The 13,809-nt window shown below is 67.0% G+C and carries 10 protein-coding genes and 1 pseudogene; 4 read left to right on the top strand and 7 right to left on the bottom strand.

Annotated elements, in window-relative coordinates:
- Nucleotides 1-8: 8 nt before the first annotated feature.
- On the bottom strand, nucleotides 9-1,172 hold the full coding sequence (gene sucC, locus A5712_RS10480) for an ADP-forming succinate--CoA ligase subunit beta (RefSeq protein WP_068104187.1): 1,164 nt from the start codon (nucleotides 1,170-1,172) through the stop codon (nucleotides 9-11).
- Between the two features lie 278 nt (nucleotides 1,173-1,450).
- On the opposite strand from sucC, the gene A5712_RS10475 reads away from it, so the two are divergent.
- Nucleotides 1,451-2,557 carry a M23 family metallopeptidase gene (locus tag A5712_RS10475; protein WP_068104274.1) on the top strand — a complete coding sequence of 369 codons (1,107 nt, stop codon included), beginning with the start codon at nucleotides 1,451-1,453 and terminating at the stop codon, nucleotides 2,555-2,557.
- Nucleotide 2,558: 1 nt separating this feature from the next.
- Nucleotides 2,559-3,110, top strand: coding sequence for a hypothetical protein (locus A5712_RS10470; protein WP_197519361.1), 552 nt, complete (start codon nucleotides 2,559-2,561; stop codon nucleotides 3,108-3,110).
- Here A5712_RS10470 and pcrA read toward each other — a convergent pair.
- Nucleotides 3,107-5,434 carry a DNA helicase PcrA gene (gene pcrA, locus A5712_RS10465; protein WP_068104185.1) on the bottom strand — a complete coding sequence of 776 codons (2,328 nt, stop codon included), beginning with the start codon at nucleotides 5,432-5,434 and terminating at the stop codon, nucleotides 3,107-3,109. The genes A5712_RS10470 and pcrA overlap by 4 nt on opposite strands.
- A gap of 89 nt (nucleotides 5,435-5,523) precedes the next feature.
- A complete protein-coding gene (locus A5712_RS10460; RefSeq protein WP_068104272.1) occupies nucleotides 5,524-8,907 on the bottom strand; it encodes a pyruvate carboxylase in 3,384 nt (1,127 codons plus the stop codon).
- A gap of 358 nt (nucleotides 8,908-9,265) precedes the next feature.
- Here A5712_RS10460 and A5712_RS10455 point away from each other — a divergent pair, with 358 nt between their 5' ends.
- Both A5712_RS10455 and pgi read left to right on the top strand, forming a co-directional pair.
- The gene (locus A5712_RS10455; protein WP_082973381.1) at nucleotides 9,266-9,580 is read left to right on the top strand and encodes a chorismate mutase; all 315 of its coding nucleotides are present in this window, start codon (nucleotides 9,266-9,268) and stop codon (nucleotides 9,578-9,580) included.
- 48 nt (nucleotides 9,581-9,628) lie between these two features.
- Nucleotides 9,629-11,293 carry a glucose-6-phosphate isomerase gene (pgi, locus tag A5712_RS10450; RefSeq protein WP_068104181.1) on the top strand — a complete coding sequence of 555 codons (1,665 nt, stop codon included), beginning with the start codon at nucleotides 9,629-9,631 and terminating at the stop codon, nucleotides 11,291-11,293.
- Nucleotides 11,294-11,370: 77 nt separating this feature from the next.
- Here the strand turns inward: pgi and A5712_RS10445 are convergent, their stop codons facing one another.
- The 4 genes and pseudogenes from A5712_RS10445 to cobF all read right to left on the bottom strand — a co-directional run bounded on the left by A5712_RS10445 (nucleotide 11,371) and on the right by cobF (nucleotide 13,771).
- Nucleotides 11,371-12,120: an SDR family oxidoreductase gene (locus tag A5712_RS10445; RefSeq protein ID WP_068104179.1), complete on the bottom strand. Its 750-nt coding sequence runs from the start codon at nucleotides 12,118-12,120 to the stop codon at nucleotides 11,371-11,373.
- Between the two features lie 29 nt (nucleotides 12,121-12,149).
- Entirely contained in the window at nucleotides 12,150-12,620 is a 471-nt protein-coding gene (locus A5712_RS31900; protein WP_231982093.1) for a zinc finger domain-containing protein, read from the bottom strand.
- Between the two features lie 150 nt (nucleotides 12,621-12,770).
- Nucleotides 12,771-13,013: pseudogene (locus A5712_RS31895) on the bottom strand (DNA-formamidopyrimidine glycosylase family protein); the annotation flags it as partial.
- Between the two features lie 5 nt (nucleotides 13,014-13,018).
- The gene (gene cobF, locus A5712_RS10435; RefSeq protein ID WP_068104270.1) at nucleotides 13,019-13,771 is read right to left on the bottom strand and encodes a precorrin-6A synthase (deacetylating); all 753 of its coding nucleotides are present in this window, start codon (nucleotides 13,769-13,771) and stop codon (nucleotides 13,019-13,021) included.
- Nucleotides 13,772-13,809: the final 38 nt, after the last annotated feature.

The following is a 13,809-nucleotide window of genomic DNA, read 5'->3' as shown; positions in this document are numbered from 1 at the left end:
AAGTCCTCTCAGGCGCTCGCCAGCTCGGCGGCCTTGTCGGCGGCCTCGTCCATCGTGGCCACCAGCGTCACCAGCGGGTGGTTGGCCTCGGTCAGGATGCGACGGCCCTCGTCGACGTTGTTGCCGTCGAGACGCACCACCAGCGGCTTGTTGGCCTCGCCGCCGAGAATCTCCAGGGCCTTGACGATGCCGGTGGCCACCGCGTCGCACGACGTGATGCCACCGAAGACGTTGACGAACACGCTCTTGACCTGTTGGTCGCCCAGGACCACGTCCAATCCGGCGGCCATCACCTCCGCCGAGGCGCCGCCGCCGATGTCGAGGAAGTTCGCCGGCTTGACGCCCCCGTGCTTCTCCCCGGCGTACGCGACGACGTCGAGGGTCGACATCACCAGGCCCGCGCCGTTGCCGATGATGCCGACCTGGCCGTCGAGCTTGACGTAGTTGAGGTGGTGTTCCTTGGCCTTGAGCTCCAGCGGGTCGGTGGCCTCGCGGTCCTCGAACTCGGTGTGGTCCGGGTGGCGGAAGTCGGCGTTGGCGTCCAGGGTGACCTTGCCGTCCAGCGCCAGGATCCGGTCGTCCGGCGTGCGCACCAGCGGGTTGACCTCCACCAGGGTCGCGTCCTCGGCGACGAAAAGCTCCCACAGCTTGGAGATGGTGATCGCGGCGGCGTCGAGCACCTCGGCCGGCAGGTGGCCCTGCTCGGCGATGGACCGCGCGGTCGCCACATCGACACCCTTGACGGCGCTCACCGGCACCTTGGCCAGGCGGTCGGGCTTCGTGGCGGCCACCTCCTCGATCTCCATGCCGCCCTCGACCGAGCACATCGCCAGGTAGGTGCGGTTGGCGCGGTCGAGCAGGAAGGAGATGTAGTACTCCTCGGCGATGTCGCTGGCCTCGGCGACCAGCAGCTTCTTCACGATGTGGCCCTTGATGTCCAGGCCGAGGATGTTCTTGGCGTGTTCGTACGCGTCTTCCGCGGTGGCGGCGTACTTGACACCGCCCGCCTTGCCGCGACCGCCGATCTTGACCTGCGCCTTGACCATCACCGGGCGACCGATCTCCTCCGCGATGGCCCGGGCGCCGTCGGCGGTGTCGGTCACTCGCCCGGGCGTGCTCGGTACGTTGTGCTTGGCGAACAATTCTTTGGCTTGATACTCGAAAAGGTCCATGGCCTCACTGTCTTCGGTCGGCTTGCTGCTAGGCCTATACGTTGGCGGCGGCGCCGGAATCGGCAACTCGCACGCTGGCACTGTATCCACCCGCCGAATTCCTGCTACCGTCGCGTCCACCGATGTGGCACAGCTCACGGCATACCGGCACGCCTCCAAAGTGATGCGAATCACAATATCGGTTGGCTTCTTAGCCCGAGGTTGCAAGGCCCGTCGGTTAGCGGATACCTTCCTAGGGTCCAGATAACGTTATGGTCACGATACGAGGACAATTCAGCTTGTCGCAGCACCGTTTAGCCCGTCATTCAGCCGTGTCAACCGGCGTCGTGAGGGTCGGTCGCGCAGCCGGCGGCCGGTGGACGGAGACCCACCGAAACGAAGTCACCGAGATCCTTCCGCTCGACGGATTCGACTTCGACGACCTGGAATTCGCCGACGAGTCGGGTGATCTCAAAGACCTGGACTTCAGCAACGACTCAACCTTCGACAACGAGGCTCAGGTGCTGCTGGCGCCCGAGCTCGACGACCTGCACGACGTCGACGACCTGGCCCCGCTGTTGCTGGCCGCGCCCGCCGCCGTGCCGGTCCCGGCGCGATTTGCGCCCGACGCTCCCGGCATGGAAGAGCGTCGCCACAACCACTCGGACATCACGGACGTCATTCCGGTAATCCGGCGCGCCGGGCAACACCGCAAGCAGCCGACCAGCGCGGCCAGGGGCCGCCTGCTGATCTCCGCGATGGCGGCCGGCGCGGCCGCCGCGGCGGCCCACACGGCGACCAGCCACGCCGACACCCCCAAGACGGAGGCCGTGCTCACGGCCAACGCCTCGGCGCTCGACGGCGGGACGGGGCCGAACACCATCCGCGGCGCCCAGGTGATCGCGGTCGCGCCGGCGGCGAATGCCGCGGTGCACAACGAGGAATTCGCCCGGGGCGTGGCGTTCGCCAACGATCGCGCGCAGCGCGAGGCACGGTTGCAGCAACCGCTCTACGTGATGCCGACCAAGGGAATCTTCACCTCGAACTTCGGCTACCGCTGGGGTGTGCTGCACGCCGGCATCGACCTGGCCAACTCGATCGGCACACCGATCTATGCGGTGTCGGACGGCGTCGTCATCGACTCCGGGCCGGCCGCCGGCTACGGGGCGTTGGTCAAGCTCCGCCACGCCGACGGCACGGTCACGCTGTACGGCCACGTCAACACGACGCTGGTCAGCGTCGGTCAGCGCGTCATGGCCGGCGACCAGATCGCGACCATGGGCAACCGGGGTAATTCCACCGGACCGCACCTGCACTTCGAGGTGCTGCAGGGCGGCACGGAGCGGATCGACCCCGTGCCGTGGCTCGCAAAGCGGGGACTTAACGTCGGCAATTACGCTGGCTGAGGTGACTTCGCCGAACGACCCGCCTGCCCCAGCACCCGAGACCGCGACACCCCCCTCGGAATCGCAGACTCGGATCATTCGCCGGGCACCGACCGGGCCGATGCCCGTTGTGCCGGAGTCGCCGACCACGCAGATCCCCCCGTACCAGGCGACTCCCGCCCGGCCCCGGGTTCTGCCGGGCCCCGAACCGAGCGGCCGGACGGCCGTCGCCGCCGCCGCGGTCAGCATCGTCAGCGGCTGGGCCACGTCCGTGGTGGCCACCGACCTGATCGCGGGCTGGTGGCGAACCGACCGCCTGTTCTGCATCGCGGTCGCGTTTCTGGCGCTGGTGTTCGCGATTACCACGGTTTCGGGCGTGATCTTGTTGCTGCAGCATCGGCCGGTGGGGCGCTACCTCATCGCGGCCGGGGCGGTGGTCGCGGTGCTGACCTACGGGGGCGTGTTCATCGCGGGCGCGCGGGTGGCGTGGATCGTCTACACCCTGTGGCTGCTGCCGGTCGCCAGCGTGGTGCTGGCGTTTCACCCGCAGACGAAACGCTGGCTGCAGTCCTAAAGCTTGCTGACCGGGGCGTGGTTGTGCATCAGCTTCACCCTCCCCGCGCTGCCGAAATCGATCAGTGACATGGCCGATTCGCCGACGCCGGAGACCTCCTCGACCCGGCCGAGCCCGTACTTGTCGTGGGTCACCCGATCGCCGGGTTGCAGCACCAGCGGCGGGCGTTTGTTTGCGCCCGAGCGGGTCGGCGACGGCCGCGGCGCGCCGAACCGTCCGGCGCCGCTCACCGGGGCACTGAACGACGGCGCGGGTGCGCTGCGCCGCCAGTCGATCAGCTCCTGCGGAATCTCACGCAGGAAGCGCGATTCCGGGTTGAGCATCGGCTGGCCCCACGAGGACCGGACGATGGCCCTGCTCACATAGAGCCGCTGACGCGCCCGGGTGATGCCGACGTAGGCCAGCCGCCGCTCCTCGGAAAGCTCGGTCGGATCGTCCAGCGACCGCATGTGGGGGAACATCCCGTCCTCCCAGCCGGTGACGAACACCACCGGGAACTCCAGACCCTTCGCCGTGTGCAGGGTCATGAGCGTGACGACCCCGGCGCCGTGCTCAGGGATGTCGTCGGCGTCGGCGACCAGCGAGACGCGCTCCAGAAACGCCGCCAGCACACCGGTGTCCGGCACGTCTTCGTCCTCCGGCGCCGACTCGTCCAGCGCGGCCGCGTTCGCCAGATCGGCGCTGAATTCGTGTGCGACGCTGACCAATTCGTTAAGGTTATCCAGCCGGGCCAGCTCCTGCGGGTCGGTGGAGGACTCCAGCTCGTGGCGGTATCCGGAGCGTTCGAGCACCAGCTCGACCAGGTCGCCGAGGTCGTCGTCGAGGTGGCCCCTCAGGTCGTCCAGCAGCTCGACGAAACCCGCGATCGCCTTTTCCGCGCGCGTGTTCAGCATCGGCACTTTGCCCTCGGCCGCGGCCACCAGCACGTCGGCGAAGCTGGCGCCGGTGTTCTCGGCGTACACCGTCACGCACGCCTCGGCGCGATCCCCGATCCCCCGGCGCGGCGTGTTGAGGATGCGCCGCATGCTCACCGCGTCACCGGGGTTGTCCAGCACCCGCAGGTAGGCGACGATGTCGCGGATCTCCTTGCGTTCGTAAAACCGCACTCCCCCAACGACTTTGTACGGGATCCCGGCGCGGATGAAGACCTCCTCCAACGACCGCGACGAGTTGTTGGTGCGATAGAACACCGCTACATCGTTGTAGGTGATCTCGCCGCGCTCGGCGAGCGCGTCGATCTCCTCGGCCACAAACCTCGCCTCGTCGTGCTCGTTGTCGGCGACGTAGCCGACGATCAGCTCGCCGGCGCCGGCGTCGGTCCACAGCCGCTTCTCGCGGCGCCCGGAGTTGCGGGCGATCACCGAGTTGGCGGCCGACAGGATGTTCTGCGTGGAGCGGTAATTCTGTTCCAGCAGAATGGTTCTCGCGTCGGGGTAGTCGCGCTCGAAGTCCTCGATGTTGCGGATGGTGGCGCCGCGGAACGCATAGATCGACTGGTCGGCATCGCCGACCACGCACAGCTCGCCGGGCGGCACGTCGTCGACGGTCTCGGTGCCGACCAATTCCCGGACCAGCACGTACTGAGCGTGGTTGGTGTCCTGGTATTCGTCGACCAGCACGTGCCGGAACCGCCGCCGGTAGTACTGCGCGATTTCGGGGAACGTCTGCAGCACCGCGACGGTCTCCCCGATCAGGTCGTCGAAGTCCAAGGCGTTGGCCGCGCGCAGCCGCCGCTGGTATTCGCCGTACACCGAGGCCACCGTGCGGCTCAGCTCGTCGGAATCGTCGGTCAGGTTGGTGACGGCCTCGTCCGGATAGATCAGCTCGTTCTTCAGGTTGGAGATGGCGTTGGCCAGCAGCCGCGGCGAGTAGCGCTTGATGTCGAGCCCCATGTCGCGGCCGATCATCTGCAGCAGGCGCCGCGAGTCGTCGGCGTCGTAAATGGAGAAGTTGGAGTTGAGGCCCTTGATCAGCGACGCCTGGTTGCGCAGGATGCGCACGCAGGTCGAGTGGAACGTCGACACCCACATCGCGCGGGCCCGGGGGCCCACCAGCCGCACCACCCGATCGCGCATCTCCGCGGCGGCTTTGTTGGTGAAGGTGATCGCCAGGATCTGGCCGACGCCGACACCCCGCGCCGCGATCAGGTAGGCGATGCGCCGGGTCAGAACGGCCGTCTTGCCCGAGCCCGCGCCCGCCACGATCAGCAGGGGCGAACCCTCGTGCACCACCGCCTGACGTTGTTGCGGGTTGAGCCCGTCGAGCAGCTGCTCTGCTTCAGGGGCGGACTTGGCATCAGTACTACTGGTCGCGTGCACACTCATGTCGGTCCAAATTTACCGCCGCCCACCGACGACCTCGCTGGCCAGGGCCTCCGGCGCGGCGCGACCAGCGGTGCCGGACTCCCCGGCCGTTAACTGATAACCACTAACAGGTCGCCACCCTCGACTTGTGCGGTGTGAGACACCGCTACCCGGGCGACCTTGCCCGCCTTCGGAGTAGTAACGGCAGCCTCCATCTTCATCGCTTCGATCGTCGCAATCGTCTGTCCCATAGCGACTTCCTCATCAATGGCCACAGTCACGGTGACGACCCCGGCAAATGGAGCCGCGACGTGATCCGGATTGTTACGGTCAGCCTTCTCAGCATTCGGCACATCGGCGGCGACGCTGCGGTCACGCACCACGACCGGACGCAACTGCCCGTTCAGGATGCACATCACTGTCCGCATGCCGCGTTCGTCGGCATCGGAAATCGCCTCTAGACCGATGAGCAACTCCACACCGCGCTCCAGCTCGACACGGTGCTCGTCCCCCTGCCGAAGTCCATAGAAGAACTGATTGGCGCTCAGCCGGGAGGTGTCGCCGTATTGCTCACGATGGTCTTCGAATTCTTTGGTCGGCCCGGGGAACAGCAGCCGATTCAGCGTTGCCTGGCGGTCGACACCCCTTGCGGCCAACGCCTTTTCATCCTCGGCTGACAGCTGTTGCTCCGCCTTCGCCGGACCGCGCCCCTGTAACGCCTTGGTGCGTAAAGGCTCGGGCCAACCGCCGGGCGGGTCACCAAGCTCCCCACGTAGGAAACCGATGACCGAGTCCGGGATGTCGTAACGCGCCGGGTCATCGGCGAAATCCTGCGCGCTGACGCCCGCGCCGACGAGCGCCAACGCCAAGTCCCCGACCACCTTGCTCGACGGGGTTACCTTGACCAGATGCCCGAGGATGGCATCGGCCCCGGCGTAGGCGTCTTCGATCTCCTCGAACCGGTCACCGAAACCCAGCGCGATCGCCTGCTGACGCAGGTTAGACAATTGCCCACCCGGGATCTCATGGCGGTACACCCGCCCTGTCGGGGCCGGCAGCCCGGACTCGAACGGCGCGTACACCTTGCGCAACGCCTCCCAGAACGGCTCTAGATCGCACACGGAGGTCAGGGACAGGCCGGTGTCGTATTCGGTATGCGCTGCGGCGGCCACGATGGAGGACAGTGCCGGCTGGCTGGTGGTCCCGGCCATCGGGGCTGCTGCGCCGTCGACGGCATCGGCTCCGGCGCGCCAGGCCGCCGCATAGGTCGCCAGTTGCCCACCGGGGGTGTCGTGCGTATGTACGTGCAGCGGCAGGTCGAACCGCGCCTTGAGCGCAGAAACCAGTGTGGTCGCGGCGGGGGCGCGTAACAGCCCGGCCATGTCCTTGATCGCCAGCACGTGTGCGCCCGCCGTCACAATCTGTTCGGCCAGCTTCAGGTAATAGTCCAGGGTGTAAAGCTTTTCGGCCGGATCGCTGAGATCGCCCGTGTAGGACATCGCCACCTCGGCTACGGCGGTACCGGTCTCGCGAACCGCGTCGATCGCGGGGCGCATCGAGTCGACGTTGTTCAGCGCGTCGAAGATCCGAAAGATGTCGATGCCGGTCGCCGTCGCCTCGTCGACGAATGCCGTCGTGACGATCTCGGGATAGGGCGTGTAGCCAACGGTGTTGCGCCCGCGCAGCAGCATTTGCAGGCAGATGTTGGGCATCGCTTCACGCAAGGCCGCCAGCCGCTCCCACGGGTCCTCCTTCAAAAAGCGCAGCGCGACGTCGTATGTCGCCCCGCCCCAGCATTCGACCGACAGCAGCTGGGGCGTCATCCGGGCGATGTATGGCGCCACCATGACCAGTCCGCTGGTGCGCACCCTCGTAGCCAGCAGGGACTGGTGCGCGTCGCGGAACGTGGTATCCGTGACACGGACGCCCGGCGACTGGCGTAGCCACCCCGCGAACCGCTCCGGCCCAAGTTCGGTCAGGCGCTGCTTGGATCCTGCCGGCGGATCCGCCGACAGGTCTATGTCAGGGAGCTTGTCGTTCGGGTACACAGCCGAGGGGCGTTCACCGTGCGGCTTGTTGACCGTTACGTCGGCCAGGTACGTGAGGATCTTGGTGCCGCGGTCCGCCGAACTGCGCGCCGTGAGCAGCTGTGGATGCTGCTCGATGAACGACGTCGTGATGCGGCCGGCCTGGAAATCCGCGTCGTCCAGAACCGATTGCAGGAAGGGAATGTTCGTCGACACGCCGCGGATGCGGAACTCCGCAACCGCGCGCCGCGCACGCCGCACGGCCGTGGAAAAATCCCGGCCCCGACAGGTCAGTTTGATCAGCATCGAATCGAAGTGCGCGCTGATCTCCGCCCCCAGCGTCGTTCCGCCATCCAACCGAATTCCCGCCCCACCCGGGGTGCGATAGGCGGTGATTCGACCCGTGTCCGGACGGAATCCGTTGGCCGGATCCTCGGTGGTGATGCGGCATTGCAGCGCCGCGCCGTGCGGGACGAGCGAATCCTGGCTCAAGCCAATCTGTTCCAGGGTCTGCCCCCCGGCAACCTGCAGCTGGGCCGACACCAGGTCGACGTCGGTGATCTCCTCGGTGACGGTGTGCTCGACCTGGATGCGCGGGTTCATCTCGATGAACACGTGGTTGCCGCGCTCGTCTAGCAAAAACTCGACCGTGCCTGCGCAGGTATAGCCGATACTTTGTGCGAACTTCACCGCGTCCGCGCAGATGCGCTCCCGCAATTCGGGATCCAGGTTTGGCGCCGGTGCGATTTCGATGACCTTCTGATGCCGGCGTTGGACGCTGCAATCCCGCTCGTAGAGGTGCATCACGTTGCCCCGGGTGTCGGCCAGGATCTGCACCTCGATGTGCCGCGGGTTGAGCACGGCCTGCTCGAGGAACACCGAGGCATCGCCGAAGGCGGACTCGGCCTCGCGGCTTGCCGCCTCGATTGCCTCGGGCAGCGCCGCCGCGTCGGTAACTCGGCGCATCCCGCGGCCGCCTCCGCCGGCCACCGCCTTGACGAACAGAGGGAAGGCCATGGACTCGGCCGCCGACACCAGCTCGTCCACTGATGTCGAGGGTGCAGAGGAGGCCAGCACCGGAAGACCCGCCGCCCTCGCCGCCGCAATAGCCCGCGACTTGTTGCCCGTCAGCTCGAGCACCTCAGCGCTCGGGCCGACGAACGTAATGCCGGCGGCCGCGCACGCCGCCGCCAAGTCTGGATTCTCCGAAAGGAATCCATACCCGGGGTAGATCGCGTCCGCTCCGCACGCCAGGGCGGTGGCGACGATCTCGTCAATCGACAAATAGGCCCGTACCGGGTGCCCCTCCTCGCCGATCTGATACGACTCGTCGGCTTTCAGCCGGTGCACAGAATTGCGGTCTTCGTACGGGTAGATCGCCACGGTGGCCATTTCCAGTTCGTAGGCCGCCCGAAAGGCGCGGATGGCGATCTCGCCCCTGTTCGCGACCAGTACTTTTGTGAGCACGGTTTTCACCATAGAGCGAGCGCCGTGAGCAGCGAACCGTCCCGGCGTGATCGGATGTCTGGGCTTCGCGACCGGAGCCGGAACGCAACTCAGCGCCGCCTTCGACGAGGTGTAGACAGGTGCGATGACGCCGGACTTCGGTCGCGAAGATCGTGGATAGCGGCCACCGAACCATGATCACTAAGACCCTTTTTGCGTGGTTACGGCCCTTAGTGGCACACTCGGTGAGTGCTCAACATGCAGCGCCGATTTTTTTATGGGTACCGGCCAGCGGTGCCCGTGGTGTAGCTGCTTTCGCAGAGCCCCGTGGTCCGCTTCCGGATTCGGGGCTCGTCTCTTTTGTGAGGCCCGATAACGGATGAGACCAGAACCCCCACATCAAGAGAATGCGGAGTTAGAGATGAACATCGACATGGTCGAGTCCCAAGAGGCCACCGACATTGACGCGTTGCGCCAGGAAATCGACCGACTGGACGCCGAGATCCTCGCCGCGGTGAAACGGCGGGCTGAAGTTTCGCAGGCGATCGGCAAGGTGCGGATGGCGTCAGGCGGGACCCGGCTGGTCCACAGCCGCGAGATGAAGGTCATCGAGCGCTACAGCGAGCTCGGACCCGACGGCAAGGACCTGGCGATGCTGTTGCTGAGGCTGGGCCGGGGCCGGCTCGGCCACTGAGGCTGTCACGCCTGGCTCCGCCCCGCCGGACCGCATTAGGGTCGAGTAATGACCTCCGTGCACACCATTCCCGACATCACCGCCACCCCGGCGTGGGACGCCCTGCGCAGGCATCACGAACAAATCGGCCAGACCCATCTGCGGCAGTTCTTCGACGAGGATCCCGATCGCGGGCGCGAGCTCACCGTGACCGTCGGCGACCTCTACATCGACTACAGCAAACACCGGGTCACCCGAGAGACGCTGGGGCTGCTGGTCGACCTGGCGCGCGCGGCTAATCTCGAGGAGCGCCGCGACCAGATGTTCTCCGGCGCACACATCAACACCTCCGAGGACCGGGCCGTGCTGCACATCGCGCTGCGGCTGCCGCGGGAGGCCGAGCTGGTCGTCGACGGCCAGAACGTCGTCGAGGACGTGCACGCCGTGCTGGACAAGATGGGCGACTTCACCGACCGGTTACGCAGCGGTGAATGGACCGGGGCCACCGGGAAAAAGATCAGTACCGTGGTCAACATCGGGATCGGCGGGTCGGACCTGGGCCCGGCCATGGTCTACCAGGCGCTGCGCCACTACGCGGACGCCGGAATCTCGGCTCGCTTCGTCTCCAACGTCGACCCCGCCGACCTGGTCGCCAACCTGGCCGACTTGGACCCCGCCACAACGCTTTTCATCGTTGCGTCGAAGACCTTCTCGACCCTGGAGACGCTGACCAACGCGACCGCCGCGCGCCGCTGGCTGACCGACGCGCTCGGCGACGCCGCGGTATCCAAGCATTTCGTGGCGGTCTCCACCAACAAGCGCCTGGTCGACGACTTCGGCATCAACACCGACAACATGTTCGGGTTCTGGGACTGGGTCGGCGGGCGCTATTCGGTCGATTCGGCGATCGGGTTGTCGGTGATGGCCGTCATCGGCAAGGAGGCGTTCGCCGATTTCCTGTCCGGATTCCACATCGTCGACCGGCATTTCCAGACCGCCCCGCTGGAGTCGAACGCGCCGGTGCTGCTCGGCCTGATCGGGCTGTGGTACTCCAACTTCATGGGCGCGCAATCGCGCGCGGTGCTGCCGTATTCGAACGACCTGGCCCGCTTCGCGGCCTACCTGCAACAGCTGACCATGGAATCCAACGGCAAGTCGACCCGCGCCGACGGCACGCCGGTCACCACCGACACCGGCGAAATCTTTTGGGGCGAACCGGGAACCAACGGCCAGCACGCGTTCTACCAGTTGCTGCACCAGGGCACCCGGCTGGTGCCGGCCGATTTCATCGGCTTCAGCCAGCCCACCGACGACCTGGCCACCGCCGACGGCACCGGCAGCATGCACGACCTGTTGATGAGCAACTTCTTCGCCCAGACTCAGGTGCTGGCGTTCGGCAAGACCGCCGAGGAGATCGCCGCCGAGGGCACCCCCGCCGACGTCGTGCCGCACAAGGTGATGCCCGGAAACCGGCCGTCCACTTCGATTTTGGCCGACCGGCTCACCCCGTCGGTGCTGGGCCAGCTGATCGCGCTCTACGAGCACCAGGTCTTCACCGAGGGGGTGATCTGGGGCATCGACTCGTTCGATCAGTGGGGTGTGGAGCTGGGCAAAACCCAGGCCAAGGCGCTGCTTCCGGTGATCACCGGCGACGCCTCACCCGCGCCGCAGACCGACAGCTCGACCGACGCGCTGGTCCGCCGCTACCGCACCGAGCGCGGACGCACGAGCTGACGTTTTCGGCGAGGGCGCGCAAATGCACGCCTTAGTCCGGCGTGTCGCGTACAGACACGCGCCCTCACCGCAGTGTTCTAGGCGAACACCTTCGTCAACGGGGGCGGTAGCACCCGCATAAGTTGCACCAGCGGGGCCCACGGCCACCACGGCACGACGGCGCGGCCGGGTTCGCGCTCGATCGCGTCGACCAACGCCTTGACGCCAGTTTCGTTGTCGACCATGAACATTGTGCTCGCGGACTTGGCGGTCATCTCCGACTCGATGTAGCCCGGCTCGATCAGCGAAACCCTGATGGGGCCGCGGCGGTATTCGGCGCGCAGCGATTCGCCCAGTGAGCGCATCCCGGCTTTGCTTGCGGCGTAAGCGGCTTTGACGCCCGGCACCCCCTTGTTGCCGAGCACCGACGAGATGAGCACCAGATGGCCCTGCCCGCTTTTGGCGAACAATTCCAGCGCGGTCTCGATCTGCACCAGGGCGGCAACCAGGTTGGTCTCGAGGGTCGCCTTGTTCGCCCACGGCTTGCCCGAGCCCAGCTTGGCGCCCTTGCCGATGCCGGCGTTGACGACGATTCGGTCAACCCCGCCGAGCTCGTCGCTGATTTCGGCGAACACCTTCGGCACCTGCTCGTGGTCGTTGACATCCAGCGCGGCGACGGCGATCTTGATTCCCGGATACTGTTGCGTCAGTTCGGCTTTCAGCTCGTCGAGCCGGTCGGTGCGACGCGCGCACAGCCCGAGGTCGCGGCCCTTGGCGGCGAAGGAGCGCGCCATCCCGGCGCCCAGGCCGGAACTGGCACCGGTGATGAGGATTTTCTGACGAGTCACCCGGGCAGCATATCGAGCGTTGCCGGCGGCTACTTGAGCAGCCGCGACAAGCGGCGGTCGGCGAGCACCTTGCCGCCGGTTTGGCACGTCGGGCAGTACTGAAAAGACTTGTCCGCAAACGACACTTCGCGCACGGTGTCCCCGCACACCGGGCACGGCAGGCCGGTGCGGGCGTGCACGCGCAGGCCGGAGCGCTTCTCCCCCTTGAGCATGGCGGCGCCCTGGCCGACGGAGCGGCTCACCGCGTCCGTCAGCACCGAGATCATCGCGTCGTGCAGGGCGGTGAGCTGTTCGTCGGACAGCTTGCCCGCGGTGGCGAACGGAGAGATCTTCGCGACGTGCAGGATCTCGTCGCTGTAGGCGTTGCCGATGCCCGCGATCACCTTCTGGTCGGTGATGACCGTCTTGATCCGGCCGGTGTTGCCGGACAGCACCCCGGCCAGGTCCTCGGGGCTGAGCTCCAGCGCATCGGGGCCGAGGGCGGCGATGCCGGGCACCAGCTGCGGGTCGTCGACGAGCCACACCGCCAGCCGCTTCTGCGTGCCGGCCTCGGTGAGGTCGAAGCCGGGCGCCTCACCGGGCGTGCCCAGGTGCACGCGCATGGCGATCGGGCCCTTGCCGGGACGCAACGGAGCCGCGGCCAGCTTGTCGGACCACCGCAGCCACCCCGCGCGCGACAGATGGGCGATCAGGAACAACGGCCCGGCCTGCAGCCCCAGGTACTTGCCCCAGCGCTGGGCCCCGGTCACCGATTGACCGTGCAGAACGCTGATCGGCGGGTCGAAGGTCTTCAGCACCGAAAACGCAACGACGTCGACGCGGCCGATGGTCGATCCGACGGCGTGGCGGCGCAAATGGTCGACCAGCGCTTCGATTTCGGGTAGTTCGGGCACGCCCTTCAGTCTGCCGTTCTGAGCAAATAGGTGTCCATGATCCAGCCGTGCCGCGCGCGGGCGTCGGCTCGCAGCGCCGCGATGTGCGCCCCGACCTCGCCGACGGTGCCGGCCACCAGCAGCTCGTCGCCGGTGCCGAGGTAGGCGCCCCACCAGATCTTCGTGTCGGGCGGGCAGGTCTGAAACGAGCAGTCGGCGTCGAGCATGACCACCGCCGAGCCGGCCAACCCGTGCGCGCGCAGCTGCCTGCCGGTGGTGATCAGGACCGGCTCGCCGACCTCGTTGAGCGGGATGCGATGGCGAGCCGTCAGCGCCTGGACCGCGGTGATACCGGGAATGACGTCGTAACTGAACTCGAGCTCGGCGGCTTCGGCCTTGATGGCGTCGAGGATGCGCAGGGTGCTGTCGTACAGCGATGGGTCGCCCCAGGCCAGGAAGGCGCCGACGCCGTCGGGACCCAGCTCGGCGGAGATGGCGTCCGCCCACACCCGCGCCCGCGCGGCGTGCCAGTCCGCGACCGCGTCCCGATAGTCGGCCTCGGTCGAGCGCTTGGGATCGGGCAACTCCACGAAGCGATAGCCGGGCTGCCGGATGAACCGGGCACAGATCTCGCGTCGCAGGGCGACCAGATCGCTCTTCGTCTCCCCCTTGTCCATCGCGAAGAACACCTGAGTGTCGTTGAGCGCCTCGATGGCCTGAACGGTCACATAGCCCGGGTCCCCGGCGCCGATCCCGATGACGTGAATGTGCCGACCCACCACGCCAGTCAACCGAATCGAAACCTGGAAGGCCTAGT

The organism is Mycobacterium sp. E2327 (assembly GCF_001672675.1).
Taxonomy (GTDB): domain Bacteria; phylum Actinomycetota; class Actinomycetes; order Mycobacteriales; family Mycobacteriaceae; genus Mycobacterium.
Note: the sequence above shows the minus strand (reverse complement) of the source record. Positions and strands in the feature narration are given on the sequence as shown.

Coding starts and splice junctions, on each gene's coding strand:
- A5712_RS10455 (WP_082973381.1), top strand. CDS start 9,266: ATGAGACCAGAACCCCCACATCAAGAGAATGCGGAGTTAGAGATGAAC.
- sucC (WP_068104187.1), bottom strand. CDS start 1,172: ATGGACCTTTTCGAGTATCAAGCCAAAGAATTGTTCGCCAAGCACAAC.
- pgi (WP_068104181.1), top strand. CDS start 9,629: ATGACCTCCGTGCACACCATTCCCGACATCACCGCCACCCCGGCGTGG.
- pcrA (WP_068104185.1), bottom strand. CDS start 5,434: ATGAGTGTGCACGCGACCAGTAGTACTGATGCCAAGTCCGCCCCTGAA.